This is a genomic window from Sphingobium sp. CCH11-B1 (genome assembly GCF_001556865.1).
Classification (GTDB): Bacteria; Pseudomonadota; Alphaproteobacteria; order Sphingomonadales; family Sphingomonadaceae; genus Sphingobium.
This window is the reverse complement of record NZ_LSJY01000175.1, coordinates 48,001-74,472: the sequence shown is the minus strand read 5'-3', so window position 1 is coordinate 74,472 and position 26,472 is coordinate 48,001. Positions and strand designations below refer to the sequence as shown.

22 protein-coding genes are annotated in these 26,472 nt (G+C 64.7%); 15 read left to right on the top strand and 7 right to left on the bottom strand.

From position 1 onward, the window contains the following. Positions 1–109: 109 nt before the first annotated feature. Complete coding sequence (purF, locus tag AX724_RS17640) at positions 110–1,570, bottom strand: amidophosphoribosyltransferase (RefSeq protein WP_066768917.1); 1,461 nt, start codon at positions 1,568–1,570, stop codon at positions 110–112. Between the two features lie 203 nt (positions 1,571–1,773). On the opposite strand from purF, the gene ccmC reads away from it, so the two are divergent. From ccmC to AX724_RS17600, 9 genes are all read left to right on the top strand, one after another. Then, positions 1,774–2,499 carry a heme ABC transporter permease CcmC gene (gene ccmC, locus AX724_RS17635; protein ID WP_066768914.1) on the top strand — a complete coding sequence of 242 codons (726 nt, stop codon included), beginning with the start codon at positions 1,774–1,776 and terminating at the stop codon, positions 2,497–2,499. A gap of 4 nt (positions 2,500–2,503) precedes the next feature. Then, a complete protein-coding gene (locus AX724_RS24765; RefSeq protein ID WP_269454169.1) occupies positions 2,504–2,635 on the top strand; it encodes a hypothetical protein in 132 nt (43 codons plus the stop codon). A gap of 10 nt (positions 2,636–2,645) precedes the next feature. Then, on the top strand, positions 2,646–3,092 hold the full coding sequence (gene ccmE / locus AX724_RS17630; RefSeq protein ID WP_066768911.1) for a cytochrome c maturation protein CcmE: 447 nt from the start codon (positions 2,646–2,648) through the stop codon (positions 3,090–3,092). A 97-nt stretch (positions 3,093–3,189) separates the two neighbouring features. After that, entirely contained in the window at positions 3,190–5,118 is a 1,929-nt protein-coding gene (locus AX724_RS17625; protein WP_066768904.1) for a heme lyase CcmF/NrfE family subunit, read from the top strand. After that, positions 5,115–5,642 (top strand): redoxin family protein, encoded by a 528-nt coding sequence (locus AX724_RS17620; RefSeq protein WP_231736740.1) that lies wholly within the window; start codon positions 5,115–5,117, stop codon positions 5,640–5,642. The genes AX724_RS17625 and AX724_RS17620 overlap by 4 nt, the downstream gene beginning before the upstream one ends. Continuing rightward, positions 5,639–6,055, top strand: coding sequence for a cytochrome c-type biogenesis protein (locus tag AX724_RS17615; RefSeq protein ID WP_066768900.1), 417 nt, complete (start codon positions 5,639–5,641; stop codon positions 6,053–6,055). Before AX724_RS17620 ends, AX724_RS17615 begins: the two co-directional genes overlap by 4 nt. Further along, positions 6,052–6,696 (top strand): tetratricopeptide repeat protein, encoded by a 645-nt coding sequence (locus AX724_RS17610; protein ID WP_066768899.1) that lies wholly within the window; start codon positions 6,052–6,054, stop codon positions 6,694–6,696. The genes AX724_RS17615 and AX724_RS17610 overlap by 4 nt, the downstream gene beginning before the upstream one ends. A gap of 133 nt (positions 6,697–6,829) precedes the next feature. Further along, the gene (locus tag AX724_RS17605) at positions 6,830–8,758 is read left to right on the top strand and encodes a potassium transporter Kup (protein ID WP_066768894.1); all 1,929 of its coding nucleotides are present in this window, start codon (positions 6,830–6,832) and stop codon (positions 8,756–8,758) included. A gap of 69 nt (positions 8,759–8,827) precedes the next feature. After that, a complete protein-coding gene (locus AX724_RS17600) occupies positions 8,828–10,639 on the top strand; it encodes a diguanylate cyclase (RefSeq protein WP_066768891.1) in 1,812 nt (603 codons plus the stop codon). Here the strand turns inward: AX724_RS17600 and AX724_RS17595 are convergent, their stop codons facing one another. Together AX724_RS17595 and AX724_RS17590 are read right to left on the bottom strand one after the other, a co-directional pair. Next, complete coding sequence (locus tag AX724_RS17595; RefSeq protein ID WP_066768888.1) at positions 10,640–11,320, bottom strand: ABC transporter ATP-binding protein; 681 nt, start codon at positions 11,318–11,320, stop codon at positions 10,640–10,642. Further along, positions 11,313–12,563 (bottom strand): lipoprotein-releasing ABC transporter permease subunit, encoded by a 1,251-nt coding sequence (locus AX724_RS17590; protein ID WP_066768886.1) that lies wholly within the window; start codon positions 12,561–12,563, stop codon positions 11,313–11,315. The genes AX724_RS17595 and AX724_RS17590 overlap by 8 nt, the downstream gene beginning before the upstream one ends. Positions 12,564–13,147: 584 nt before the next feature. Between AX724_RS17590 and AX724_RS17585 the strand changes: the two genes are divergently transcribed. Beyond that, positions 13,148–13,612, top strand: a complete 465-nt coding sequence (locus AX724_RS17585; protein WP_066768883.1) for an Hsp20 family protein — start codon at positions 13,148–13,150, stop codon at positions 13,610–13,612. Between the two features lie 138 nt (positions 13,613–13,750). After that, the gene (gene dnaE, locus AX724_RS17580; protein WP_066768878.1) at positions 13,751–17,296 is read left to right on the top strand and encodes a DNA polymerase III subunit alpha; all 3,546 of its coding nucleotides are present in this window, start codon (positions 13,751–13,753) and stop codon (positions 17,294–17,296) included. A 9-nt stretch (positions 17,297–17,305) separates the two neighbouring features. On the opposite strand, the gene AX724_RS17575 is transcribed toward dnaE, so the two are convergent. The 4 genes from AX724_RS17575 to AX724_RS17560 all read right to left on the bottom strand — a co-directional run bounded on the left by AX724_RS17575 (position 17,306) and on the right by AX724_RS17560 (position 21,454). Then, positions 17,306–18,373 carry a PA0069 family radical SAM protein gene (locus AX724_RS17575; protein ID WP_066768993.1) on the bottom strand — a complete coding sequence of 356 codons (1,068 nt, stop codon included), beginning with the start codon at positions 18,371–18,373 and terminating at the stop codon, positions 17,306–17,308. Between the two features lie 44 nt (positions 18,374–18,417). After that, the gene (gene moaB, locus AX724_RS17570; protein ID WP_066768876.1) at positions 18,418–18,945 is read right to left on the bottom strand and encodes a molybdenum cofactor biosynthesis protein B; all 528 of its coding nucleotides are present in this window, start codon (positions 18,943–18,945) and stop codon (positions 18,418–18,420) included. Beyond that, positions 18,945–20,657: a lytic transglycosylase domain-containing protein gene (locus AX724_RS17565; protein WP_443018769.1), complete on the bottom strand. Its 1,713-nt coding sequence runs from the start codon at positions 20,655–20,657 to the stop codon at positions 18,945–18,947. Before AX724_RS17565 ends, moaB begins: the two co-directional genes overlap by 1 nt. 68 nt (positions 20,658–20,725) lie before the next feature. Beyond that, complete coding sequence (locus tag AX724_RS17560) at positions 20,726–21,454, bottom strand: uracil-DNA glycosylase family protein (RefSeq protein ID WP_066768871.1); 729 nt, start codon at positions 21,452–21,454, stop codon at positions 20,726–20,728. A 129-nt stretch (positions 21,455–21,583) separates the two neighbouring features. Here AX724_RS17560 and AX724_RS17555 point away from each other — a divergent pair, with 129 nt between their 5' ends. From AX724_RS17555 to AX724_RS17540, 4 genes are read left to right on the top strand one after another with little or no spacing between them, the layout of a single operon-like run. After that, positions 21,584–23,236 (top strand): electron transfer flavoprotein-ubiquinone oxidoreductase, encoded by a 1,653-nt coding sequence (locus tag AX724_RS17555; protein WP_066768867.1) that lies wholly within the window; start codon positions 21,584–21,586, stop codon positions 23,234–23,236. 22 nt (positions 23,237–23,258) lie between these two features. Beyond that, positions 23,259–24,881 (top strand): tetratricopeptide repeat protein, encoded by a 1,623-nt coding sequence (locus tag AX724_RS17550; RefSeq protein WP_443018768.1) that lies wholly within the window; start codon positions 23,259–23,261, stop codon positions 24,879–24,881. Beyond that, complete coding sequence (locus tag AX724_RS17545) at positions 24,868–25,740, top strand: 4-(cytidine 5'-diphospho)-2-C-methyl-D-erythritol kinase (protein WP_066768863.1); 873 nt, start codon at positions 24,868–24,870, stop codon at positions 25,738–25,740. Before AX724_RS17550 ends, AX724_RS17545 begins: the two co-directional genes overlap by 14 nt. Then, on the top strand, positions 25,737–26,453 hold the full coding sequence (locus AX724_RS17540) for an N-formylglutamate amidohydrolase (RefSeq protein ID WP_066768862.1): 717 nt from the start codon (positions 25,737–25,739) through the stop codon (positions 26,451–26,453). The genes AX724_RS17545 and AX724_RS17540 overlap by 4 nt, the downstream gene beginning before the upstream one ends. Positions 26,454–26,472: the final 19 nt, after the last annotated feature.

Sequence of the window (26,472 nt, the reverse complement as noted above, 5' to 3'; positions counted from 1 at the left end):
GGTTCCGCTTGATGTCCGTCACCCCGGCATTGGTCCGGGGTGCTGCTTGTCTTGTTCGTTCAGGCAATGAAACCCCGAGTGAAGCCCAGGGTGACGATGAGCAAGGCCCTCAAACCACCCGCTCGGCCAGCAATTCGAACTGGTTCTGCACAACCACCTCATCCTGGTCGGTCAGCGTGGTGGGATAATCGCCGGTGAAGCAGGCGTCGCAATATTGCGGGCGGATGTCCGCGCGCTTCGCCTCGCCCAGCGCCTTGTAGAGGCCATCGATGGAAATGAAGGCCAGGCTGTCGGCGTGGATGAAATCCTGCATCCCGCCGATGTCCAGCTTGTGCGCCAGCAGCTTCGTGCGCTCGGGGGTGTCGACGCCGTAGAAACAGCTATGCTTGGTCGGGGGCGATGCGATGCGCATATGCACTTCGGCGGCGCCCGCCTCGCGCATCATCTGCACGATCTTGAGGCTGGTGGTGCCGCGCACGATCGAATCGTCGATCAGCACGATACGCCTGCCTTCGATCAACGCGCGATTGGCGTTGTGCTTCAGCTTGACCCCCAGATGCCTGACCTTGTCGCCCGGCTGGATGAAGGTGCGGCCGATATAGTGGGACCGGATGATGCCAAGTTCGAACGGAATGCCTGATTGCTGGGCGTAGCCGATCGCCGCCGGCACGCCGCTGTCCGGCACGGGGATCACATAATCCGCCCCAACCGGGTTTTCGATCGCCAACTGCGCGCCGATCGCCTTGCGCACCGAATAGACGCTGGAATTGTCGATGATCGAATCGGGCCGGCTGAAATAGACATGCTCGAAGATGCAGGGGCGCGCATGCGTCTCGCCAAAGGGGCGGTGCGTGCGGATTTCGCCGCTGTTGGTAACGATGACAAGCTCGCCCGGATCGATCGACCGCACATAATCCGCACCGACAACGTCGAACGCGACCGTTTCCGACGCAAAGATTGTGGCGTCGCCCAGCTTGCCCATCACCAGGGGGCGAATGCCCAGCGGATCGCGGCAGGCGATCATGCCTTCGGGCGTCATCACGATCAGCGAATACGCGCCCTCGATCTGCTTGAGCGCGTCGATGAACTTGTCGAGCAGCGTCCGGTAGCTGGATGTCGCCACCAGATGGATGATGACTTCGGTATCGGACGTCGACTGAAAGATCGAACCGCGGCGAATCAGTTCGCGGCGCAGCTTCATCGCATTGGATATGTTGCCGTTGTGGGCAACCGCGAAGCCGCCCGAATTCAGCTCGGCATAAAGCGGCTGAACGTTGCGCAGCGACGTTTCGCCCGTCGTGGAGTAGCGCACATGGCCGCAGGCGCTTTCGCCCGGCAGGCCGCGAATCACCTCGTCCCGGTCGAAGTTTCCGGCGACATGGCCCATCGCTCGGTGGGTATGGAAATCATTCCCGTCCCAGCTGGTGATGCCGGCGGCTTCCTGCCCGCGGTGCTGAAGCGCGTGAAGCCCCAACGCGACGATGGCGGACGCCGTTTCCCCGCTGGAAACGCCGAAAATGCCACATTCCTCGCGCAACTTGTCGTCGTCGAAGGGGTTGGTCGTAATCATGGGTGCGAACCGGTTCCGTTGCCGTTCTTTGGCGCACCCGGGGGCGGCCTGTCGTCGCGCATATAGTGGGTAAGGCACGCTTTGTCGCCTCCCTGTCACAAAAAAGCGGAGCATGCCCCCGCAACGCTGGGTTTCCGCGCGGTGTTTCGGGACAAATGGCCTATTGGCATTGTCGCCGCGCCCCCGCTACACACGCAGTCCTGATGCATCGTTTCGCCAATCCCGCCCGCTTCCTGAAGATCGCGCGTCCGCTCACCGGCTGGCTGTTCTGGCCGGGTCTGGCGCTGCTTCTCGCCGGGGCCGCCTGCGGCTTGTTCGTCACGCCTGCCGACTATCTCCAGGGGCAGACAGTGCGCATCCTCTACATCCATGTCCCGGCCGCCTGGCTGGGCATGGGCGGCTGGACCGGCATAGCCGTAGCGGGGCTCATGCAACTGGTGTGGCGTCATCCGCTGGCCGCCGTGGCGGGCCGCGCGATCGCCGTGCCAGGGGCGCTGTTCACCGCCATCTGCCTTGCCACCGGCTCCATCTGGGGTCGGCCGACATGGGGCACTTGGTGGGAATGGGATGGTCGCATGACATCGATGCTGGTCCTCTTCTTTCTTTACCTGGGTTATATCGCTCTGGGCAACGCCAGTGCCAGACAGGCGCAGCAGGGCGGCGTCAGCAATGTCACCGCCATCTTCGGACTGGTGGGGGCTATCAACATTCCGATCATCAACCGTTCGGTGGTGTGGTGGAATAGCCTGCATCAGGGCCCCAGCATCACGCTGCGCGGCTCCAGCATAGATGGCGCGCTGCTCTGGCCGCTGGGGCTGACGCTGGCGGGCTTCACCTTCTGGTTCGGGGCGATCGTGCTGATGCGGATGCGCGCAATCCTGGCACAGAACAAGGTCGAGGCGCGGTTGCAGCGCCTGGCGAGAGGATAGGCGGGTGAATCAATGGCTGTTCGTGATCGCGGCCTATGCGGTGACAGGGGTCGGCACCCTTGCCGCCAGCATCATGAGTTGGCGCGCCATGCGCCGGGCCGAGCGCGCCGCAGACACTCTGTCGGACAGGGCGTGAGGCCCCGGCCATGAAAGCAAAGCATCAACGCCTGGTTCTCGCGCTGGTGGCGCTCGCCGCGATCGTCGGCGCCGGCTTGCTGGCCGCGTCGGCCCTGAAGGACGAGGCCGCCTATTTCTACGCGCCGGCCGACGTGAAGACAAAGGGCGTGGAGCCGGGCAAGGCCATCCGCCTGGGCGGCATGGTGGTAAGGGGCAGCCTCAAGCGGGCACCCGACGGCGTCACCATCCATTTCGACGTGACGGACGGCAAAGCCACCGTGCCCGCGACCTTCAGCGGCATCGCGCCCGACCTGTTCAAGGAAGGCAGCGGCGTTGTGGCAGAAGGGGCGTTCGACGGCAAAGGGACGTTCGTCGCCACCAACCTTCTCGCCAAGCATGACGAACGCTACATGCCGCGCGAGCTGGAGGGTATGAGCTACAATGAAACCACCCATGAAATGAAGGTGGATAAGTGACGGCAGCGGCGTCTATCATCCTGCCCGTCAAGGGGACATGGCAGGGCAAAGCCCTGATGGAGGGGGTTCGCCCCCTCCATCGAGGGGATTTTATCGCATGATCGCGGAAGCCGGCCTCGCCGCCCTTTGGCTCGCAGCCGCGCTGGCGCTGCTCCAGCTATTCCTTGCCTTTGCCGGGCTAAAAGGCGGCAAGCCCGAACTTCTCGCCGCCGTCCGTCCCGCCGCGGTGGCGCAGGGCCTGTTGACGGCGATCGCTTTCACGCTGCTCATCACGCTGTTCATGCGGTCGGACATGTCGGTCCTGCTGGTCGCGACCAACAGCCATTCGATGAAGCCCTGGCTCTACAAATTCGCCGGCACCTGGGGCAATCATGAAGGATCGATGCTGCTGTGGGTAACGGTGATGGGCGTTGCCGGCGCGGCCGTCGCCCTGTTCGAACGCGCGTTGCGACGCGACACCCATATGGCGACGCTGGGCGGGCAGGCGGCGATCAGCCTGGGCTTCTACGCCTTCCTGCTCTTCTCCTCCAATCCCTTCGCGCGGATCGATCCGCCGCCGCCGGACGGGCAGGGGCTAAACCCGCTGTTGCAGGATCCGGGGCTCGCCTTTCACCCGCCCACCCTCTACCTCGGCTATGTCGGGCTGTCGGTGGCCTTTTCCTTCGCGATCGGTGCGCTGCTGACGCGCCAGGTGGACGCCGCCTTCGCGCGGGCGATGCGTCCCTGGGTGCTCGCCGCCTGGGTGCTGTTGACGCTCGGCATCACGGCGGGCAGCTACTGGGCCTATTATGAACTGGGCTGGGGCGGCTGGTGGTTCTGGGACCCGGTTGAAAACGCCTCGCTCATGCCTTGGCTGGCGGCCACCGCCCTGCTTCACAGCGTCACAGTCCTGGCGACCCGCGACGGTTTGCGCGCATGGACGGTCATGCTTGCGGTCGTGGCCTTTTCCATGTCCATGGTCGGAACCTTCCTCGTCCGCTCGGGGATTTTGACCAGCGTCCACGCCTTCGCCGTCGATCCTGAGAGGGGCAGCTTCATCCTGGCCCTGCTCGCAATTTATATCGGCGGGGCACTGGCGCTGTTCGGCTGGCGGATCGGCACGGTGCGCGAAGGCGCGCCGTTCGAACTGGTCAGCCGCGAAACCGCGCTGGTGGTCAACAACCTCCTGCTTTCGGTGATCCTGGGTATCGTGCTGATCGGCACGCTCTATCCCCTGATGACGGAGGCGTTGGGGCACAAGGTATCGGTGGGCGCGCCTTATTTCGACCGGATAGCCGGGCCGTTGGCCCTCGCGCTGATGATCGTGATGGCCGCCGGCCCGCTGATGCGCTGGCGGCGTGACAATGCGGCCGCTGTGGGCAGGCGGCTGATCGGGCCAGCGCTCATCGCGCTCCTGCTGTCCATTTCGCTGATCGTTCTGGCGGCGGGGCGCATCGGCATCCTGCCGTTCCTTGGCCTCGTCGTCGCGGGATCGGTTGCCGTCGCCAGTGTCATGCCGCTCTGGCGGCGCAAGCTGCTGCGCACGCCGCTCTTCACCTGGGGCATGGTGATCGCGCATCTGGGCTGCGCCGTCAGCCTTGCCGGCATGGCCTGCGACTCCGCCTTCACGGTCGAGAAGCTGGTGGCGGCGCGGCCCGGCGACACCATTCGGACCGCTGGCTGGACGCTGCGCTTCACCGGGATCATGCCGATCGCGGGCGATAACTGGACTGCGCTCCAGGCAGACATGAGCGCCGTTCGGCAGGGCGCGCCAGTGCTGATCCGGCCGCAATCGCGCTTCTTCTCCTCTCCGCCCACGACCACGAGCGAAGCGGCGCTGCTGACGCGGTGGGACGGCCAGCTCTACGTCGTGCTGGGTGAGGAAGTGGAAGGTGGACGCTGGCAGTTGCGCATCTGGTGGAAGCCGTTCGTGACGCTGATCTGGCTTGGCGGCGTCATGATCGCGCTCGGGGGCGCGCTGGCGCTGCTTGGCCGGGAAAAGCGCGGCTGGATTGCGAAATGGCAGGCGCGGAGGGCGCAGGCATGAGGAAGCTGATCATCTGGCTACCGCTCATCCTGTTCCTGGCCTTTATCGGTCTGTTCGCCAGCGGCCTCTTCCAGCCCGACGACCGCATCATCCATTCGCGTCTGGTCGGTCAGCCGCTGCCCGCCTTCACGCTTCCCGCTGCGGCCAGCGACCGCCCGCCGCTCGCCAGCGCCCAGCTGGCGACGGGCAAGCCGCGCCTGCTCAACATCTTCGCCAGCTGGTGCGTGCCCTGCGCCGCTGAAGCCCCGCAGCTGATGGCGCTCAAGCAGGCCGGAGTGGAAATCGACGCCATCGCCATCCGCGATGCCCGCCCGGACGTCGATCGGTTCCTTGACCGCTACGGCAATCCCTATGCCCGCATCGGCCTCGATGAACGCAGCGCCGTGCAGATCGCCCTGGGTTCTTCGGGCGTGCCGGAAAGTTTCGTCATCGATGGCAAGGGGCGCATCGCCTATCAACATATCGGCGACATCCGCGCCGACGACATGCCGATGATCCTCCAGCGCCTGAAGGATGCGCAATGAAGGGCATGATCGCATTTCTCCTCGCGCTGCTGGCGACGCCGGCGCCGGCGCTGGCGCAGACCGCGCTGCCGCCAGCGCCCTGGGCCGACCGTCAGATCCCGGACGATGCGCAGGAGCGCAAGGCCAAGGCACTGATGGAAACCATCCGCTGCCTCACTTGTCAGAGCCAATCCATCGCCGACAGCAACGCCAGCATGGCCGGCGACATGCGCTCGCAGATTCGGGAACGGATCATGGCCGGGGAGCAGCCGGAGGCGATCCGCGCGTGGCTGATCTCCCGCTATGGCGACTGGGTCAGCTATGAACCGACCGCCGCGCCGATCCTCTGGCCGCTCTGGGCCGCACCTCTGTTCCTGCTGGCGCTCGGACTGTTGCTGCTGCGCGGCCGGATAGGCAGGAGGAAACGGTCATGACCGGATGGATCATAGCCTTCGTGCTGGCCGGCGTCGCATTCGTGGCTCTGCTGCTGATCGGCCGGTTGCCGCGTGCCGCCCGCGAAATCACCGCCGCTGCCCTGCTGCTCGGCCTTGCTGGCTATGCCTGGCAGGGGCATCCGGGACTGGCTGGCGCCCCGCGCGCCGCCGCAAAGTCCTCTGGCGAGGGGTTCGACGAGCAATTGGCCGAGCGGCGGCGGGGCCTGGCCGAAAGGTTCGGACCAGCGGCGCAATGGATGATGCTGTCCGATGGACTGGCACGGCAGGGGAAGACGAAGGAGGCGGCCAATGTCCTCCTGTCCGGCCTGCGCGACTCGCCCAACGATCCAAATCTCTGGCTGGGACTGGGCAATGCCCTCGTTGCGCACGCCGATGGCGTCATTTCGCCCGGCGCAGACTTTGCCTATCGCCGCGCGCTGAAGCTTGATCCGCAGGGGCCTGCGCCGCGATATTTTTACGGCCTGGCCCTCGCCCGCTCGGGCCAGTTGCAGGCGGCGCGCGACCTGTGGGCGCCGCTCGCGGCAAGTGCGCCGGAAGGAAGCCAGGTGAAGGCGGAACTGGAAGTAAGCATCGCGCGTATCGATGCCGTGCTCAAGGCAGGCCTTACGGTCGGGCCATGACGCGGTGCAGCGATCCGATTGCGTGCTCCCCGGAGCCATGATAGGGCGCGGCGGTTTGCGGGGGTCCCTCGGACGGTTTCGTCCGGTTCCCGAGCGGGTGTCGATACGAGCATGACCATTCGGCTTTTACTTCATGGCTGATCTTCTTCCGAACACCGCGCCTTCCACGGGCGCGGACGATGAGGGCGGTCACGGCCATGCGCGGCAGAAGGCCACGGCGAAGCTGGTGGTCGGCGCGGTCGGCATCGTCTTTGGCGATATCGGCACCAGCCCCCTTTATGCCTTCCGGGAAACCTTCGCCGGTCATCACCATCTGGCACTGGATCCCGACCATATATTGGGCGTCATCAGCCTGATGTTCTGGTCGATGATGCTGGTCGTGACTCTCAAATATGTCAGCGTCATCATGCGCGCCGACAATAAGGGGGAGGGGGGCAGTCTCGCCCTGCTGGCGCTCATCAACGGCCAGACCCGTACGCAGCGATGGTCGCGGGGCATCGTGCTGCTGGGCGTCTTCGCAACCGCGCTCTTCTATGGCGACTCGATGATCACGCCGGCGGTGTCCGTGCTTTCGGCGGTGGAGGGCCTGGCCGTCTACAACAGCGGCCTGGCGCCCGCGATCCTGCCGGTCGCCGTGCTGATCCTGCTCGGCCTCTTCTGGATACAGGGGTTGGGGACGCATCGGGTCGCGGCCTTTTTCGGGCCGATCATGCTCACCTATTTCGTCACGATCGCGGCGCTCGGCATCCTGTCCATCGTCAAGACGCCCGGCATCCTCTTCGCGCTCAATCCCTATTGGGCGTTCATGTTCTTCGTCACCGATCCGCTACCCGCCTTCCTTGCGCTCGGCGCGGTTGTGCTGGCCGTCACCGGGGCGGAGGCACTTTACGCCGACATGGGCCATTTCGGACGCAGCCCTATCCGTGTGTCCTGGCTGTTCTTCGTCCTGCCTGCCCTGATGCTCAATTACATGGGCCAGGGGGCGTTGCTGTTCCGCGAGGGCGCGGCCGCGCTTCACAGCCCCTTCTACAATCTTGCGCCGCAATGGGGGCAATTGCCGCTGATCGTGCTCGCGACGCTGGCCGCGATCATCGCCAGCCAGGCAGTGATTTCCGGGGCCTTCTCCGTTACCCAGCAGGCGATTCAGCTTGGCTTCATGCCACGCCTTCGGATCGAGCATACCAGCGCGTCCACCGCCGGGCAGATCTACATCCCCCTCATCAACTGGGGGCTGATGGTAATGGTCATCGCGCTGGTGCTCACCTTCCGCACATCGTCCAACCTTACCGCCGCCTATGGCATCGCGGTTACGGGCGCGATGTTCATCGACAATGTGCTGCTGACGGTGGTGCTCTACCGCCTTTGGCACTGGCGGTGGTATTTCGCGGCTCCCCTGCTCGGCATATTCTATCTGGTCGATGGCGCCTATCTGGCCGCCAACCTGACCAAGGTGCCCGCTGGCGGCTGGTTCCCGCTGCTGATCGGCTTTGTGATCTTCACCCTGCTCACCACATGGTCGCGCGGCCGACGGCTTGTGCAGGACCGCCTGCGCGAAGCCGCCATGCCGATTCCCGTCTTTGTCGCTTCAGCGGCGAACAGCGCGGTTCGCGTGCCCGGCACCGCCGTGTTCATGACCTCCACGCCCGATGGCGTTCCCCATGCGCTGCTCCACAATCTCAAGCACAACAAGGTGCTGCACGAGCGCGTCATCCTACTCACCGTCAAAATCAAGGATGTGCCGGTGGTGGAGGATGACGGCCGATGCAAGCTGGAGGATCTGGGGCGCGGCTTCTTCCGCATGGTGCTGCAATATGGCTTCATGCAGGAGCCCGACGTGCCCGCTGCATTGAAGACCATCACTGGTTGCGGACAGGCGTTCAAGATGATGGACACCAGCTTCTTCCTCGCCCGCCAGACGCTGCTGCCATCGGCCAAGCCCGGCATGCCGCTGTGGCGAGAGAAAATCTTCGCCTGGATGCTGCGAAACGCCGAAAGCGCGATGGAATTTTTCCGCCTGCCCACCAATCGCGTGGTCGAACTGGGCAGCCAGGTCGAAATCTGACGCCTCTTCGTTCGTCCCACGATTCCTTAAACAGTTGCAAAGGATGTTGCCGCTATTCTTTGCGGCATCATGCGTTTATCCACGATCACCAACTGGGCCTATGGCGCCACCGTCTTCCTCACGCTGGCGTCCGGCGCCACGATGCTGATGGCCTCCGGCGCGGAGGAGGGGGAACGTGCCGCAGTTGCCCAGCGCCAGCAATTTGACCAGTTAACCGCCTCGCTCGAAAAGGATGTCTATCGCCTCACCGAACAGGCACGGGGCTATGTGATCACTGGCGATCCCAGCCATCTGGTCGCCTATCGCCGCGAACGCGATGACGAGCGTTCGGTCGAACAGCGCATTGCGCATCTGAAGGATGGCGGCGCGACCATATCGGAACTCTCCGCCCTGCGTCAGGCGCTGTATTGGGTCGACGCGCTGAAAGAAGAGCAGGAGGCGGCCATCGCCGCCGCGCGCAATGGCGACGATCGCACCGCCCGGACGATCCTGTTCGGTGATGAATATGGACGCGAACTGGACCGGGTCGGCGCGCAGGTTGCCAAATTCCAATATATGCTCGACCAGCGGACCGATCACGCGGTCGCCAAGGCCACTGAAACCGCGCGCCGATGGCGGACCATGTCCGAAGTGATGTTGGGCATTACCGCGCTCCTGTTCCTGGGCGTTCTCTTTTTCGTATTGAAGCAGCGCATCCTGCGCCCCGTCGTGCGCCTGAGCGATGTCGTAACCCGCCTCGCCGCGCAGGATTTCGCGGCCGTCCCGCCCGATTTTCCACAGGTGGACGAGATCGGAGACATGGCGCAGGCCATCCGCGTCTTCCGTGAGAACGGGCTGGAGAGGCAGAGGCTGGAGCAGGAGCGGGATACCGACCGCACGATGCGTGATCTTCTGTCCCGGCTCACCCAAAGACTGCAGGGCTGCGCCAATGTCGACGACCTGGTAAGCGTGGTGGAGCGGTTCGCGCCGGAGATCGCGCCGGATTATCCCGGTCGCCTCTATATCCATGACAATCGCCGCAACGCGATGACGCAGGCATGCGAATGGCTGTCCCCCGAATTATCCCGCCGGGAATTCCCGCCGTCAGCCTGCTGGGCGTTGCGTCGTGGCCAGACGCATCGGCCCGCAGGAGGAATGATCGACATAGCCTGCGATCATCTCGGCGACGCATCCGCTCGCCGTTCCACCATCTGCATCCCCCTCGCGGTGCAGGGCGACAGCATCGGCCTGCTCTATTTCGAGGACCCCGCCGAGGGCAGCGCCGACACGCGCGAGCGGACGGGCAAGTATCTGGAGATTCTGGCGGAAAATATCGGGCTCGCGCTTGCCAATCTGCGTCTGCGCGACGAGCTGCGCGACATGGCGATGGTGGATGCGCTGACCGGCCTTCCCAACCGCCGCCAGTTTGACGCGATGCTCCGAACCCTGGTGGCGGATGTCGAGGGCACACGCGCGCCGCTCGCCTGCCTGATGGTCGATATCGATCATTTCAAACATTTCAACGACAGTTTCGGCCATGATGCGGGTGACGCCGTGCTGCGCGCCGTGGGCGGCGTGCTGGGGGAATCGCTGCGCGAAGCGGGTCACGCCTTTCGCCTGGGCGGGGAAGAATTCGTGATGCTCATGCCCGGCTTCGATCTCGATCAGGCGCTCAGTCGGGCAGGGCAGGTGCAACAGCGGATCCGGGATCTTCGGCTTCAGCACAGGGGTCGCGAACTGGGACCGGTGACGGCCAGCTTCGGGCTGGCGGCCTTCCCGCATCACGGGCGCGCCGACCGCCTGCTGGCAACGGCAGACGCCGCCTTGCTGCGGGCAAAGGCGGAAGGACGCGACCGCATCCTCGTCGCCACGATAAGGGAAAGCGAGACGGCGGCCGCCTGATCAGGCCGCCGTCTCCAGCACACCTTCATGCAGGCGGACCACCCGGTCCATCTTCGCCGCCAGCCGTTCGTTGTGCGTCGCCACCAGCGCCGCCGATCCTTCCTGCCTCACCAGTCGCAGGAATTCCGCCAGCACCACGTCGGCGGTGCGTTCGTCCAGATTGCCGGTCGGCTCGTCCGCCAGCACCAGCGCGGGCCGGTTCGCCAGCGCCCGCGCCACCGCCACGCGTTGCTGCTCGCCGCCCGATAGCTGGCTGGGTCGATGGTCCAGCCGATGGCCAAGACCAAGGGCGGTAAGCAGCGATTCCGCCCGGGCTCGCGCCGCGCCGGGTTCCACATCGCGGATCACCTGCGGCAGCACGACATTTTCGATCGCGTTGAAATCGGGCAGCAGATGATGAAATTGATAGACGAAGCCCAGCGCGTCGCGCCGCAGCCGGGTCCGCCCGTCATTGTCCAGTTTCGCCGCTTCCTCGCCCGTGATGCGGATCGATCCGTCGAAACCGCCTTCCAGCAGGCCTACCGCCTGCAACAATGTCGATTTGCCCGAACCGGACGGCCCCAGCAGCGCCACGATCTCGCCCGGTCCGACCGACAGGTCGATGCCGCGCAGGACGTCGATGGTGACGCCACCCTGGGTGAAGCTGCGGGCAAGGCCCGCGACCCTCAATATGTCATTCATAGCGCAGCACCTGCACGGGATCGGTATTGGCGGCCTTGAAAGCCGGATAGAGCGTGGCGAGGAAACTGAACAGCAAAGCCATCACACAGATGATGGCAATCTCGACCGGGTCCGCCTTCGACGGCAATTCGGTCAGGAACCGGATCGACGGGTCCCACAGATTCTGGCCCGTCAAGAACTGGATGGCGTTCACCACGCTCTGGCGGAAGAAGAGGAAGGTGAAGCCCAAAACCATCCCCGCCGCCATGCCCAGCGCGCCGATGGTGACGCCCACGGTCATGAAGATCTTGACCAGGCCGCCCCGGCTGGCCCCCATCGTCCGCAGGATCGCGATGTCGCGCGTCTTGGCCCGCACCAGCATGATGAGCGAGGAGAGGATGTTGAACACGGCCACCAGCACGATGATCGACAGCACGACGAACATCGCCACGCGCTCGACTGCCAGCGCCTCGAACAGGCTGGCGTTCATCTGCCGCCAGTCGGTGATGACCGCACGCCCCGCGACCCTGGCCGCAAGCGGCTCCAATATCTGCCCGACCCGGTCGGGATCGACGGTCTCGACCTCGATCATGCTGACGACATCGTTCAGCAGCAGCAAAGTCTGCGCGTCCTGGATCGGCATCACCACGAATGCCTTGTCATAATCATAGACGCCAACCTCGAAGATGGCGGCCACCTGGTAACTGATCTGGCGCGGCACCGTGCCGAACGGCGTGGATCGACCGGCGGGGTTGATGATCGTCAGGCTCTCGCCGACCTGTACGCCCAGATTTTCCGCCAGTCGCGATCCGATGCCGATCTTGCCGCTATTGGGGGCCAGCGCGTCCAGGCTGCCGGCGATCACCTTCCCCTTCAGCGTCTTGTTCGATCGGATGTCGGGCACAGTCATCCCGCGCACCAGCACCGCCTCGACCCGGCCCTGAAACGTGGCGAGAAGCGGCTGCTCGATCAGCGGCGTCGCGCTGGTGACGCCCGGCGTCGCCTTGGCTTCCTTGAGCACCGACTGCCAGTCCGGCAAGCGCCCGCCATAGCCCTGAACGACCGCGTGCCCGTTCAGCCCGACGATCTTGTCGAAAAGCTCAGCGCGAAAGCCGTTCATGACGCTCATCACGATGATAAGCGCGGCGACGCCCAGCATCACCGCGACGAGGCTGATGCCGGCGACCAGGAAAATGAAGCCTTCGCCCTTGCCCGGCAGCAAATAGCGTTTGGCGATCATGCGTTCGTATCGGGACAGAATCATGCGACGCACGCAATCCTTTGCAATAGGCTTGGGAAAGGGGGTCTAGGGGGCAGCCGGCATAACAGCAAGTATTGCCGGATTGTTGCATCCCAGCCACAGGGGCGGACGCAAAATCACAGCGGCCCGATTTTGCCCGTGACAGCGGGCCGCGCCAGTCATAGCAAGACAGGCGAAGCACAGGTGAAAGGCCGTGGTTCAGGGATACTGCATCCCGCTTCGAGCTTAGGGGGCTGAGAAGCGGTTGAGGCAGGCCAAGGGGGAGACGAGCAATCGTCCATTAAGCGCCCGGATCGTGCAGGCACGGTCCGGGCGCTTTTTTCGTCTTGCTGTCCTAACCGGATACGGGGTCCTATACTTGGCGCGTGACTTTGCGATAGGATCATCATCTCGCAACTTTATGTCAATTTCTGCGGGAAATATGCGAAATTAAGGGCGCGCAAGCGGCAGAAGCCCGCCCCCTTGAAACGCCAGATCGTCAAACCATATCAACGCTGTCCGGCTGCCTTTCGGGGCCGGGCATCGTATCGCCGGACGCCCGTTGCGGGTTCGGCACTGTTCATTTTGCTCTTTGGGAGATTATGACAATGCGTGGTTTTGACCTGACCCCTTATCGCCGCTCCACCGTCGGTTTCGATCGTCTGTTCGACCTGATCGAAAACAACGCGCGGTTGCAGCAGAGCGACAATTATCCGCCCTTCAACATCGAACGCCTGTCGGAAGATCGTTATCGCGTGACGCTGGCCGTCGCCGGTTTCCGCTCTGACGAGATCGACATCACGGCGCAGCAGAACCTGCTCCAGGTGATCGGCCGCAAGGATGATTCGGCCGCGGACCGTTCGAAGTTCCTGCATGTCGGCATCGCGAACCGCAGTTTCGAACGCCGGTTCGAGCTTGCCGACTTCGTGCGGGTCGAAAAGGCGGACCTTGCCGACGGCCTGCTGGTCATCGAACTGGTGCGCGAAGTCCCCGAAGCGATGAAGCCCAAGAAGATCGCCATCAATGGCGGACAGCTGGTGGACATCAACGCTCAGGACCGCAGCGCCGCCTGACCGGCAACGCCGAACGGAAAGATGGGGCGCGACCGCAAGGCCGCGCCCTTTTCTGCGCCAGCGATGCCGCCGCACTTACCCACAGAATTCGCCGATGGAGGGATGGCGTCGAATCGCCGTGCCGGACTAGACTGAACCATGCCTCATGCCGCCTTCGTCCCGCTCCGCGTCTTTTCTTCCTACACCATGCTGGAAGGGGCGATCGACCCCAAGAAGATCGCCAAGCAGGCCAAGGCGCTGGGCTTCCCCGCCGCCGCCATTACCGATCGCAATGGCCTCTACGGATCGATGGCCTTTTCCGACGCCTGCAAGGATGAAGGGGTGCAGCCGATCATCGGCGCGATGCTTGGCGTGCTGCGGCCCGGACGTCCGGCCAATGCGGCTCCGGTGCATGATTGGCTGGCGCTTTATGCGCAGGATGCAAAGGGCTACGACAATCTCTGCGCGCTCGTCTCCATGGCACATCTCGATCGGCCGGTGGAGGATGTGCCGCATGTGACGATCGAGGCGCTGGAGGGGCGGACGGACGGCCTGATCGCCCTGACTGCCGGAGGCGAAGGCGCTCTGGCCCGGCTGTTTGCCGAAGATCAGCCGGACGCCGCGATTGCCTATGCGCAGCGGCTGGAGGCGTTGTTCCCCGGTCGCCTCTATGTCGAGATATGCCGCCGGTTGGACCCGGTGGAAGGCAAGGCGGAGGCGGCGCTGCTCGATCTTGCTTATGATCGCAATCTGCCTCTGGTTGCGACCAACCCGACCTGCTTTGCCGAACCCCATTTCCATAAGGCCCATGACGTGATGCTGTGCATCGCCGACAGCGCCTATGTCGAAACGCCCGACCGTCGCACCAGTTCGCCCGACGCCTGGATGAAGCCGGCAGGCGAAATGAAACGCCTGTTCGAGGACTTGCCCGAAGCACTGGCCAATACGCTGGTGGTCGCGCAACGCTGCGCCGTCGCCGCACCCAAGCGCAAGCCCATCCTTCCCAGCCTGGCGGGCGATATCGAGGGCGAGGCGAAAATGCTGCGGGAGCAGGCCGCAGCAGGGCTCGAAGCGCGGCTCGACAGGGCCGGCATCGTCGGGGCCGATGCGCGCCAGCCCTATTATGAGCGGCTGACGTTCGAAACCGACATCATCATCCAGATGGGTTTTCCGGGCTACTTTCTCATCGTTGCCGACTTCATCAAATGGGCGAAGGACAATGGCATTCCGGTGGGGCCGGGGCGTGGGTCCGGCGCGGGATCGCTCGTCGCCTGGGCGCTCACCATCACCGATCTCGACCCGCTGCAACTGGGGCTTCTTTTCGAGCGCTTCCTCAATCCCGAGCGCGTGTCGATGCCCGATTTCGACATCGACTTCTGCGAAACGCGGCGTGGCGAGGTGATCCGCTACGTCCAGCAGAAATACGGGTCCGACCATGTCGCACAGATCATCACCTTCGGTAAGCTGAAGGCCCGCGCGGTGCTCAAGGACACCGGCCGGGTGCTCCAGATGAGCTACGGCCAGGTCGACCGGCTCGCCAAGCTCGTGCCCAATCACCCGACCGACCCCTGGACCCTCGAACGGTCGCTGAACGGCGTCAGCGAGTTTCGCGCCGAATATGACAATGACAATCAGGTACGCCGCCTGATCGACTATGCGATGAAGCTGGAGGGCTTCCCGCGCCACAGTTCGACCCATGCTGCCGGCGTGGTGATCGGGGATCGGCCGCTGTCCCAGCTGGTGCCGCTTTACCGCGATCCCCGTTCCGACATGCCCGTGACGCAGTTCGACATGAAATATGTCGAGGGCGCGGGGCTCGTGAAGTTCGACTTTCTGGGTCTCAAGACATTGTCGGTGCTGCAAAAGGCGGTTCAACTGCTTGCGGCGCGAGGGGTGCATGTCGATCTCGACACGTTGGCATGGGATGATCCCGCCGTGTACGAACTGCTCCAGCGCGGCGACACTGTGGGCGTTTTCCAGCTCGAATCGGAAGGCATGCGCAAGACGCTGGCGGCGGTGCGCCCAACCAATTTCGGAGACATCATCGCGCTGGTTTCGCTCTATCGCCCCGGCCCGATGGACAATATTCCGATGTTCGGCCGTCGCAAAAATGGTCAGGAAGAGATTGAATATCCGCACATCCTTCTGAAACCGATCCTCGAAGAGACCTATGGCATCTTCGTCTATCAGGAACAGGTGATGCAGGCCGCGCAGATCCTCGCCGGCTATTCACTGGGGGACGCGGACCTTTTGCGCCGTGCCATGGGCAAGAAGGTGAAGGCGGAGATGGACGCGCAGCGATCCCGCTTCGTCGAAGGGTGCGCGGCCCAGAGCGACATCCCGGCCGCCAAGGCGAACGAGCTGTTCGACTTGATCGACAAATTTGCGGGATACGGCTTCAACAAATCCCACGCCGCCGCCTACGCCCTGCTCGCCTATCAGACGGCGTGGCTAAAGGCGCATTATCCGGCGGAATTCTATGCCGGATCGATGGCGTTCGACATTCATCTGACCGACAAGCTGACGGTGTTTGTGGACGACATGCGCCGCATGGGGCTGACTTGCCTCGCCCCCGATATCAACCGCAGCCAGGCCGATTTTTCGGTCGAGGCCGTGCCGTCCGAAGGCGAAGACGCGCGCTTGGGCTTTGCCGTCCGCTATGCTCTGGGCGGGCTGAAAGGCGTGGGCGAAAAGGCAATGGAGCTGCTGGTCGAGGAACGCGACAAGGGCGGCCCGTTCAAGAGCCTCGACGATTTCGCAGACCGAATCGAACCGCGCCTGCTGAACCGTCGCCAGCTTGAAAGCCTGGCAGCGGCGGGCGCGTTCGACAGCGTTCATGCCGACCGCGCGGGCGTCCATGCCGCCGCCGAGACGATATTGTCCGTTGCGTCCAGCAACGCGGCCGCACGCGAAAGCGGGCAGGGCGGCCTGTTCGGCGATGTGGAAACGCCCCATGCCGATGTCCGCGTGCCACCGCATCAGGCCTGGACGGTGGCGGATCGCATGGCGCAGGAGAAGGAGGCGTTCGGCTTCTATTTCTCCGCTCATCCGGTCGATCGTTATCGCCATCTGGCCGACGCGCGGGGAGCGAAAAGCTATGGCCTCATCTGCCAGTCGCCCATGCCCGCGCAAAATGCCGAAGGGCGCGCGATGACCATCATGGCGGCCATGGTCGAGGATGTCCGCTGGCGTGAAACGAAGCGCGGCGCGCGCTATGCCAACGCCACCTTCTCCGACCAGAGCGGCCAGTTCCAGGCGAGCTGCTTCGAGGAGGAAGCCTGCAAGGCGATCGAGGAACTGGCGCGTGATGGCGACTGCGCGCTGCTGATCGTGGAACTGGACCGGCTGCCGGGTGAAGAAACGCCGCGTGTCACGGTACGCGGGGTCGAGCCGTTCCGGGCCATCGCCAGCGCGTCGCGCATGGAACTGACGGTCGATGTCGAAACGCCCGAAGCGGTTGAGGCCCTGGCGGCGCTGCTGGCCGGGGCCGACGGCGGCCGCAGCGAGGTTTTCCTGCGCGCGCCTCTGGGCGACGGGCATGCGGCGCGGCTGTTCCTGGGCGATGGTTACAGCCTTGGCGCGGATCAGGTGGACGCTATCGCCACGATCAAGGGCCTCACCATCCATCGGTTCGAGCGGATGGACGTGAAGGCGGATGGGTACAAGACCCGAACCCGCCGCACGGCGATGCGGCTGGTGGGCTAGAGCCGATCGTCACAACAGCCGCATCTGCGCACCTTCTGGTGGGCGGAAGAGGTCGGTTCGCAGGATCAGTTTCTCTCCGCCCAGACCCGCGCGTTTCCGGGCCTTGAGGAAGCGGGTGCGGATCAGGTCGGCCCACACGCCTTGTCCCTTCATCCGGGTGCCGAAATCCGGGTCATTGTCCCGGCCGCCGCGCAGATCGTTGATGATGGCCATGACCTTGGACGCTCGGTCGGGATAATGGGCGTGGAGCCACGCCCGGAACAGCGGCGCAACCTCATGGGGAAGGCGAACGGGAATATAGGTGACTTCGCGCGCGCCCGCCTCAGCCGCGCGGGCTATCAACGCTTCCATTTCATGATCGGTGATGGCCGGGATGACTGGCGATATGCTGCACGTCACGGGAACCCCACTGTCGGCCAGCCGGGCAATGGCATCGAGTCGGCGCCGGGGATGGGGCGCGCGGGGTTCAAGCGTCCGCGCCACAACCGGGTCGAGGCTGGTGACCGACAGCATCACCGCGGCCAGGCCATCGCGCGCCAGATCGGCGATCAGGTCTATGTCACGAAGAATTCTGTCTGACTTGGTAGTGATGAAGGTAGGATGCCGCGTCTCCACCAGCAGTTCCAGGATGGACCGGGTGATCCGCCAGTCCTTTTCGATCGGCTGGTAAGGGTCGGTGTTCGTCCCCATTGCAATCGTCGCGACCTGATAGTTGCGGCGGGACAGTTCCGCCCGCAGCAGCTTCGCCGCATCCGGCTTGGCGAACAGCTTGGTCTCGAAATCCAGGCCCGGCGACAAGTCGTGATAGGCATGGCTCGGCCGCGCGAAGCAATAGATGCAGCCATGCTCGCAGCCGCGATAGGCGTTGATCGACTGGTCGAAGCCGATATCCGGGCTAGTGTTGCGGGTTAGGATCGTGCGGGGATGTTCGACCGTCACTTCCGTCCGGCGACGAGGCACGGGACCGTCGAGCGTTTCAACCGCGTCCAGCCAGTCGCCGTCCGCCTCTCGCTCAGGCAGGTTGAAGCGACGGCTCTCGCCGTTGACTGTCGCACCCCTGCCTTTCTCGATCGCCATGACGAACAAGAACATACAGGGAACGATATGTCAATTCCTGCCTGTCATCTCTCGGTCAGGCGCGGCATCAACTCGACGAAGTTGCAAGGCCGGAAGCGACTGTCGAGCTGGGTGACCAGGATGCCGTCCCAAGCGTCCTTGACCGCCCCGGTCGACCCCGGCAGCGCGAAGATGTAGGTGCCCCGCGCGACGCAGGCGGTCGCGCGGGACTGGATGGTGGATGTGCCGATGTTCTGATAGCTGAGCCAGCGAAACAGTTCGCCGAAGCCCGGTATCTCCTTGTCCTGCACTTGGCGCAGCGCCTCGGGCGTCACGTCGCGTCCTGTAACACCGGTGCCGCCGGTGGTCAGGATGACGTCGATTTCCGGGTCGTCGATCCAGGCATGCAATCGCGCGACGATGGTGGCGCGGTCGTCCTTCTCGATATGGCGCGCAGCCAGTATATGCCCGGCGCTTTCCAGCCGCCCTACCAAAGTGTCGCCCGACCGATCCTCGGCCATCCCCCTCGTGTCCGACACCGTCAGGACTGCGATACGGACGGGGATGAAGGTCCGGCTGTCGTCGATGGGCATCAGTCCGTGCCGCCGCCCATCGCGCCGCGTCCGTCCGCCTTGCTCAGGCGCACCAGCTTCACGCCCTTCGCATTGGGGAAAGTGGGCCACATGCCCTGCGCCATGCCCGTCAGGCAATCAGCGCTGCCCTTCGCCTGGATCTGGTACATCCAGTAGTTGCGCATGACGATGTTCACATAGGCGCGGGTTTCATAATAGGGCAGCGATTCCATGAAGAGCAGCGGGTCGCCCTTGTCATGGACCTGGCTGTTCCACCGTTCCACGGGCAGGGGGCCGGCATTATAAGCGGCCATCACCTTGGGCAGCAGGCCTCCGGTGGCGCTCATGTCGCGGAGCGATTCCAGATAGCGCTGGCCATATTCCATATTGGTGGAGGGGACGAACAGTTGCGCTGCGTTCGCAAGTCCTACGTCGCCCGCCGTTCCCGGGCGCACCTGCATCAGGCCGCGTGCCCCGGCACTGCTGACCACGTCGGCCCGGAATCCGGATTCCTGAAGCGTATGGGCATAGATGAGCGCGGGATCGACGCGCCAGCCGCCGTCGGGCCGCCAATCGGGCGCAGGGAAACGGGCGAAGCTGGCGGGCTGCATCCCGGCCGGGCCGTTATGGGCGAGGTAGAGCTGCGTCGCCGGCAGGTTGAGCGCGCTCGCCAGGCGCAGCAGCGCGTCATATTGGTCCGTCCCGCCGATCTTCGCTTGATAGCGCAGAAGTTCGTCGGCACGGCCCGTTTCGCCGATGGCTGACAATGCAATGGCCGCCTGGGCGCCGGGGGTGGCCTTCAGCTTTTCCCATTCGACCGCGCCGAAGCGACTGCCCACGGGCGCAGCGCCAAGCGGCATTCCAAGCGATTCCCGCGCGAGCAGGCCGTAGAAAGTTTCGTCGGCGCGCGCCGCCTGCTTCAGATAATTCTCGACCTTTTCCGCTTCGCCACACACCATATAGGCGCGCGAAGCCCAATAGGCGCCGGCCGCACGCATGTCCGCGTCTCCCGCCAGCGCGGCGACGTTGGCAAAGGCCGGGGCGGCGGCGCGGCAGTCATTCTGCCGCCAGCTTGCCAGGCCCGTCGTCCAGTACGCCTGCACCGCCCAGTCGCCGCCCGTGCGGGTTTCGAGGGCCCGGGCCGCCACGCGCCGGGCGTTCGCATCGTCATTCTCGATATAATAGGCCCAGGCGACCCGCTGCCGCACCTCGGTCAATCCCTCCGGCGTTAGGCCGATCTCGCCGGCGGCGAGCAATGCTTCCGCCCCGGCCGGATCGTCATTCTTGACGAAGGTCTGGATCTGGCCGGCCAGCGCCTGCGCAGCGACATCCGTTTTCGTGGCAGCGACATATTGGCGGCGCGGCGCGGAGCCCAGCCATACCAGTTTCTGAACTTGCGGCAGAGCCGGCAGGATCGTCGCGCCGCGCTTCTGCGCCAGGCGGGACAGTTGGTCGGCCTTGGGCAGCCAGGGCGCCTTGTTGATAAGGTCGAGCAGGTCGAACAGCTCGACCTTGGGCGATCCCTTGGCAAGATACAGCTCCGAAAGCGCGACGGGCCGCACCGCGTCCTGCGCCGGCAGCGCGTCGATCATCGTCTTGGCGTCTGCCCATTGCTGCGCGCCGAGCGCTGCGTAAATCGCGCGGTAGCGTGCCTTGTCGCCGTCGGCCACCTCCAGCGGAGATGTGGAGGAGGGCGCGACCATGCCCGGCAGTTCGGGCGTGGAGTCGGCCATGGCCGGGGCGCAGACGGCAAGACCGCTGGCGATCAGGGCAAGGCGGGAAAAGCGGGGAGCAACGCGGATCACAAACGAACTTCCTCGATCAGGCTTTGCAGGGCGCGCCAGCACTCCGCCTTGGCCGCAGGCTGCCCGATCAGCAGGCGCGGGTGGAATGTGGAAACAGCAGGCACGATGCCGCCGTCATGCTTAAATTCCTGTAAACTATTGCCGGTCTGGGCTCCGTCCGTCGACATCAGGGCACGGATTGTCCTGTCGCCAAGCAGCAGCAGGCGATGAGGGCGGGCGAGATGGATGTGGGTCCGCATCCGCGCCGCCGCGATCGACAGGTCGGCTGCCTCCACCATGCCGCCGGGTGGCCGGGCAAAGAAGAGGGAGGCAAGATAGGTGTCGGATCGCTGGAGGCCGATGGCCCGCAACATCGCATCGAACAATGCCCCGGCCCGATCGGCGAGCAATGCGCCCGCTTCCACATCGGCTGGATCGGGCATGTCCGTCACAACCATCAGTCGGCTCTCGGGTTCGCCGCCGGGGTAGATCGGGCGAGACGGCCACCGTCGTTCGGGATGCGAAGATTCGTTTTCCAGCCAGCGGCGGAACGCCGTCAGGTCGCGAGGAGCGGCAGCCTGGACGGCAGCACCGGCATCCTTGCCCAGGCCCGAAGGCAGCGGGGCAGCCGGCCGCAACCAGTCCACCGGCGCTTCCGTCACGGCGTCTTCCACGCCGGCCAGTTGCCACCAAGCCAAATAGGCATGGGCGGCAAGCGCCGCATTGTCCTGTATTGAACCCCGCATCGTCTTTCCTTGGGCCAGAGGTTGACGAGGGGGTCAAGCTGCTTCATCGCCTGAGGTGGTAAATCGTTGGACTGGTGCGGCGATTGGATGGGCGGGGTGTAACCCGTTGTCGCCGCTATGGAGGGATGAATGAGCGAACGGGAATCAATGCCCTATGACATCGTCATCGTCGGCGGGGGACCGGCGGGCCTGTCGGCGGCGATCCGGCTGAAGCAGCTGGCGAACGATGCGGGGACGGAACTGGCGGTCTGCGTGCTGGAAAAGGGGTCGGAAATCGGCGCCCACATCCTGTCGGGCGCGGTGATTGATCCCAAGGCGCTTGACGAATTGCTGCCCGACTGGCGCGATATGGGCTGCTCTCTTGCGGAGGTTCCGGTGACGGACAACCGCCACTGGTTTCTCACCAAGGGCGGCAAGATGAGCATGCCGCACATCGCGACACCCGGCTGGATGCACAATAAGGGCACCTATACCGGATCGCTCGGCAACCTGTGCCGCTGGCTCGCCGAACAGGCCGAAGGGCTGGGCGTTGAAATCTTCCCGGGCTTCGCAGCCGCCGAAATCCTTTACAATGAGGATGGCAGCGTGAAGGGCGTCGCCACCGGCGACATGGGCATCGATCGCGAAGGCAACCGCAAGTCCGATTATCAGCCGGGGCTGGAACTGCATGCGCGCTACACCTTCTTCGCGGAAGGTGCGCGTGGGCACCTCACCAAGATATTGAAGCGCCAGTTCGCCCTGGATGCTGACAGCGAGCCGCAGGTCTATGGCCTGGGCATGAAGGAATTGTGGGACATCGATCCCGCAAAGCATCAGCCGGGGCTGGTCATCCACACGCAGGGCTGGCCTTTGACCGACGCCTATGGTGGCGGCTTCCTCTATCATCAGGCCAATGGGCAGGTGGCGCTGGGCTTTGTCGTAGGGTTGGGCTACCGCAACCCGCATCTCTACCCGTTCGAGGAATTCCAGCGCTGGAAGCAGCATCCGGCGATCCGCGACTATCTGGAGGGCGGCAGGCGCGTGTCCTACGGCGCGCGCGCGATCAACGAGGGCGGCTGGCAGTCGATCCCCAAGCTCGCCTTCCCCGGCGGCGCGCTGATCGGCTGTTCGGCAGGCTTCGTGAACGTTCCCCGGATCAAGGGCACGCATACGGCGATGAAGTCGGGGATGCTGGCGGCGGAGGCGGCTTTCGCGGCTGTGCAGGCGGATCGGACGGGCGATGTTCTGGACGATTATGAACCCACGCTGCGGTCGAGCTGGATCGCAAACGAACTCCAGCTGGTAAAGAATGCCGAGCCCTTGCTGTCGAAGTTCGGCAACACGCTGGGCACCGTGCTGGCGGGCATCGACATGTGGATGCGCACGCTGAAAATCGGCCTGCCCTTCACGATGAAGCACAAGCCCGACAATGAGAAAATATGGCGCAAGGAATCCTGCGCGAAGATCGCCTATCCCAAACCTGACGGCGTCGTCAGCTTCGATCGGCTGTCGTCCGTTTTCCTCAGCAACACCAATCATGAGGAGGATCAGCCGGTCCACCTTCAGCTGAAGGACCCGTCGATCCCGATCAGTTATAACCTTCCCCTTTATGATGAGCCGGCGCAGCGTTATTGTCCCGCGGGCGTCTATGAAGTGGTGGGCGAGGAAGAAGGCAATCCGCGCTTCCAGATCAATGCGCAGAATTGCGTCCATTGCAAGACGTGCGACATCAAGGACCCGACCCAGAACATCAACTGGGTCGTTCCCGAAGGCGGTGGAGGACCGAACTATCCCAATATGTAGGCGCCTTCCCCTATATTGCCTGCTGGCTGCGGTGGCGCCGTCGCTACCGGCCGCCGCGTCCATCGATCGCGGCGGCACCGGATTGCAAGCCTATGCGCGGGCGCGCCTCGCAGAGGGCGACAATGCCCTGGGCTTGGCCGTAGCGGGGTATCGGGCGGCCTTGAAGCAGGATCCCGACCGGGTGGAGATCGCTCGACGGTCCTATGTTCAGGCGTTGGAGAGCGGGGACGGGGCGTTGGCGCTGCAGTCAGCTGCGCTGCTCGACGGCTCCGGCATGCTGCCGCGCGACGGCACGCTGCTGCGCGTCGGCGATGCTCTAGCGAGGAAGGATTGGCAGGAAGCGGCCGGCTTGACCGACAGGATGACGCAGGAAGGCAATTTTTCCTTCCTGACGCCAATCGTCCGCAGCTGGATCGCCATCGGTCAGGGCCAATATGCGCTGCCCGCAATCGACGCGAAGGACCGCTTCGCATCGCTCGGGCAGCGCTATCTGGACGAACATATTGCCTATCAGGCGTTGAACCGTCGCGATGTCGCGGCGGCCGTTCCCGCGATCCGGCGCGCTTTGGTGGCGCGGGGGCGCGATGGCGCCGCGCTGCGCCTGACTTTCGCTGCGCAACTCGCGGGCATCGGCGCGAAGGACGAGGCGCTGATGCTGCTGCCCGCCGATCATGCCAATTTCGCCGTAGGCCGCGCGGCCATCCTGCGGGGCAGGGTGAAGGAACAACCCTTCACGCCGGCGCAGGGCTATGCCCGGCTGCTGGCGCGCCTGGCGTTCGACATATCGAGCGATCCGGCAGGACGTGCGCTCGGCCTGCGGCTGGCCCGCATGGCAACCTTCGCTGATCCCTTGGGCGCGGAGCCGCATATCGTGGCCGCCCGGCTGCTGGTGGAACAGAACCATGCCGGCGCAGCCGTGCAAGAGGCGGCGAAAGTGCCCGCGAAGAACTGGTTTGCCCCGCTGGCGCAGGCCGAGTTGATCGACGCGCTGGCTGCTTCCGGTGACCAGGACAGCGCGCTGGCTCTGGCGCGGCAACAAGCGTCCGTTCCCGATGCGGAACCGGAGCGGCAGGTCAGGCTCGGTCGCCTGCTGGCGGAGAGCGGCGACTTCGACGGCGCGGCAGCCGCTTTCCGCGCGGCGCAGGCGCGCTACGAGCCCGACAAGCTGCCCTGGACCCTCTTGCTGTTCGAGGGCAGCGCGCTGGAGCAGGGCAAGCGCTGGACGGAAGCGCGAGAGGTGCTCGAACGCGCCGCCAGGATCGCGCCTGACGAGCCGGCGATCCTCAACTATCTTGGCTACGCGCAGATCGAGCGACGCCAGAATGTCGAAGCCGCGCTGCAACTCATCAAGAAGGCGAGCGCCTTGAAACCGGACGACGCCGCCATCGCGGATTCCCTGGGCTGGGCGCAGTTCGTGACCGGCAACGTCGCGGCGGCCGTCCCCGCGCTCGAACGCGCGGCGCTGGGCGCGCCGACCGACGCGACCATCAACGAACATCTGGGGGACGCGCTCTGGACCGCCGGGCGGCGCTATGAGGCGCGCTATGCGTGGAGCGCGGCGGCGATCCATGCGCAGGGCGACGTCGCGGCGCGGCTCGCCGCCAAGACCGAAGAAGGACTAAAGCCTGAATATGCCGCTCCCTGACGCCGTGGTGGAGCCGCTGGCCGAAACCGCCCATGCCAAGATCAATGTCGCGCTGCATGTTCGGGGGCGACGCGACGACGGATATCATGCGTTGGAAAGCCTGTTCGCCTTTGCCGAGGATGGCGATCGGATCACGGGCGAGGTGACGGACGATGGTGCGATCGATCTGCTTGTCGACGGGCCTTTCGGCTCTGGCCTGGAGGCGGGGCCGGGCAATCTGGTCGTGAGGGCAGCGCGCGGCTTGCAGGCCTATCTTGGCGAGCAGCGCGGCGCCGCGATCAGATTGACGAAAAACCTGCCGGTTGCGTCGGGCATCGGCGGAGGATCAGCCGACGCAGCGGCGACGCTCCGTCTGTTGACGCGCCTGTGGGACGTCAGGATTGAGTCTGAAGAGCTTGCCGCACTGGCGCTCGATCTTGGATCGGACGTGCCGGCCTGCCTTGGAAGCGTGACCCAGTTCGTATCGGGCAGGGGCGAGCGTCTCGCGCGCCATGTCCTGGCCGATTTGGACGGCCGGCCGATACTGCTCGTCAATCCCGGCATTGCCGTATCGACTGCGCAGGTGTTCGCCGGATGGGACCGGGTGGATCGCGGTCCTCTCGACGCCGGCAGTCTTGAAGGATTGATAGCGGGCCGCAACGACCTGGAGCAGCCGGCCATCGCCGTCGCTCCCGCGATCGCCGATGTGCTGGCCGCGCTGGGGCAGCGGCGCGGCGTGTGTTTGCGCCGGATGTCTGGTTCGGGCGCGACTTGCTTTGCGCTGTTCGATACGCAGGGCGACTGCAGCGACGCCGCCAATGCCATTACGGCCGCCTATCCCGGCTGGTGGACGATGGAAACGCGGATCAGGAGCGCGTGAGCGAAGCCTACACCGAAATCGACGGTAGCGACCTCGACCTGCTGATCGTGGCGGATCATGCGTCCGCCCATGTTCCCGACGATATCGATCTCGGCATCGATGCGGCCTTGTTGAACGATCATATCGCCATCGACATCGGGGTGGCGGAAGTCGCCGGCGCACTGGCGGCGCAGCTGGGGTGCAAGGCCATTCTGGGCGGCGTGTCCCGGCTCGTCATCGACCTCAACCGGGAAGAGGATGCACCGGGACTGCTGCCGGTGACGAGTGACGGCCATGCGATAGCGGGCAACCGGGACGCGGACCTGAACGCGCGGCTCATGCGCTTCTATCATCCCTATCACCGGCGGGTGGCGGCCATTCTGGCGGAAATGACGTCGCCCTTCATCCTGTCGCTGCACAGTTTCACGCCCAGCCTGGCGAGCGACCCGGCGCAGGACCGTCCGTGGGAAGTGGGCGTACTCTACAATCGGGATGATCGCGCGGCCAGGATCGCCATTCCCCTTCTGCATGCCGCCGGGCTGGTCGTGGGTGACCAGCAGCCCTATTCCGGCGCGCTGCTCAACGCGACGATGAACCGTCATGCGGAGGCGGAGGGTCTCCCCTATCTCGGGATCGAGATGCGGCAGGACATTGCCGGCAGCCAGGAGGGGCAGGCGCGGTTCGCCAGGATATTGGGTCCGATCCTCCTCGAGTGCAAGGAGCGCCTGGCATGAGAGGGAGCGTCGGCGCAGT

Coding starts and splice junctions, on each gene's coding strand:
- purF (WP_066768917.1), bottom strand. CDS start 1,570: ATGATTACGACCAACCCCTTCGACGACGACAAGTTGCGCGAGGAATGT.
- ccmC (WP_066768914.1), top strand. CDS start 1,774: ATGCATCGTTTCGCCAATCCCGCCCGCTTCCTGAAGATCGCGCGTCCG.
- ccmE (WP_066768911.1), top strand. CDS start 2,646: ATGAAAGCAAAGCATCAACGCCTGGTTCTCGCGCTGGTGGCGCTCGCC.
- AX724_RS17625 (WP_066768904.1), top strand. CDS start 3,190: ATGATCGCGGAAGCCGGCCTCGCCGCCCTTTGGCTCGCAGCCGCGCTG.
- AX724_RS17620 (WP_231736740.1), top strand. CDS start 5,115: ATGAGGAAGCTGATCATCTGGCTACCGCTCATCCTGTTCCTGGCCTTT.
- AX724_RS17615 (WP_066768900.1), top strand. CDS start 5,639: ATGAAGGGCATGATCGCATTTCTCCTCGCGCTGCTGGCGACGCCGGCG.
- AX724_RS17610 (WP_066768899.1), top strand. CDS start 6,052: ATGACCGGATGGATCATAGCCTTCGTGCTGGCCGGCGTCGCATTCGTG.
- AX724_RS17605 (WP_066768894.1), top strand. CDS start 6,830: ATGGCTGATCTTCTTCCGAACACCGCGCCTTCCACGGGCGCGGACGAT.
- AX724_RS17600 (WP_066768891.1), top strand. CDS start 8,828: ATGCGTTTATCCACGATCACCAACTGGGCCTATGGCGCCACCGTCTTC.
- AX724_RS17595 (WP_066768888.1), bottom strand. CDS start 11,320: ATGAATGACATATTGAGGGTCGCGGGCCTTGCCCGCAGCTTCACCCAG.
- AX724_RS17590 (WP_066768886.1), bottom strand. CDS start 12,563: ATGATTCTGTCCCGATACGAACGCATGATCGCCAAACGCTATTTGCTG.
- AX724_RS17585 (WP_066768883.1), top strand. CDS start 13,148: ATGCGTGGTTTTGACCTGACCCCTTATCGCCGCTCCACCGTCGGTTTC.
- dnaE (WP_066768878.1), top strand. CDS start 13,751: ATGCCTCATGCCGCCTTCGTCCCGCTCCGCGTCTTTTCTTCCTACACC.
- AX724_RS17575 (WP_066768993.1), bottom strand. CDS start 18,373: ATGGCGATCGAGAAAGGCAGGGGTGCGACAGTCAACGGCGAGAGCCGT.
- moaB (WP_066768876.1), bottom strand. CDS start 18,945: ATGCCCATCGACGACAGCCGGACCTTCATCCCCGTCCGTATCGCAGTC.
- AX724_RS17565 (WP_443018769.1), bottom strand. CDS start 20,657: ATGGCCGACTCCACGCCCGAACTGCCGGGCATGGTCGCGCCCTCCTCC.
- AX724_RS17560 (WP_066768871.1), bottom strand. CDS start 21,454: ATGCGGGGTTCAATACAGGACAATGCGGCGCTTGCCGCCCATGCCTAT.
- AX724_RS17555 (WP_066768867.1), top strand. CDS start 21,584: ATGAGCGAACGGGAATCAATGCCCTATGACATCGTCATCGTCGGCGGG.
- AX724_RS17545 (WP_066768863.1), top strand. CDS start 24,868: ATGCCGCTCCCTGACGCCGTGGTGGAGCCGCTGGCCGAAACCGCCCAT.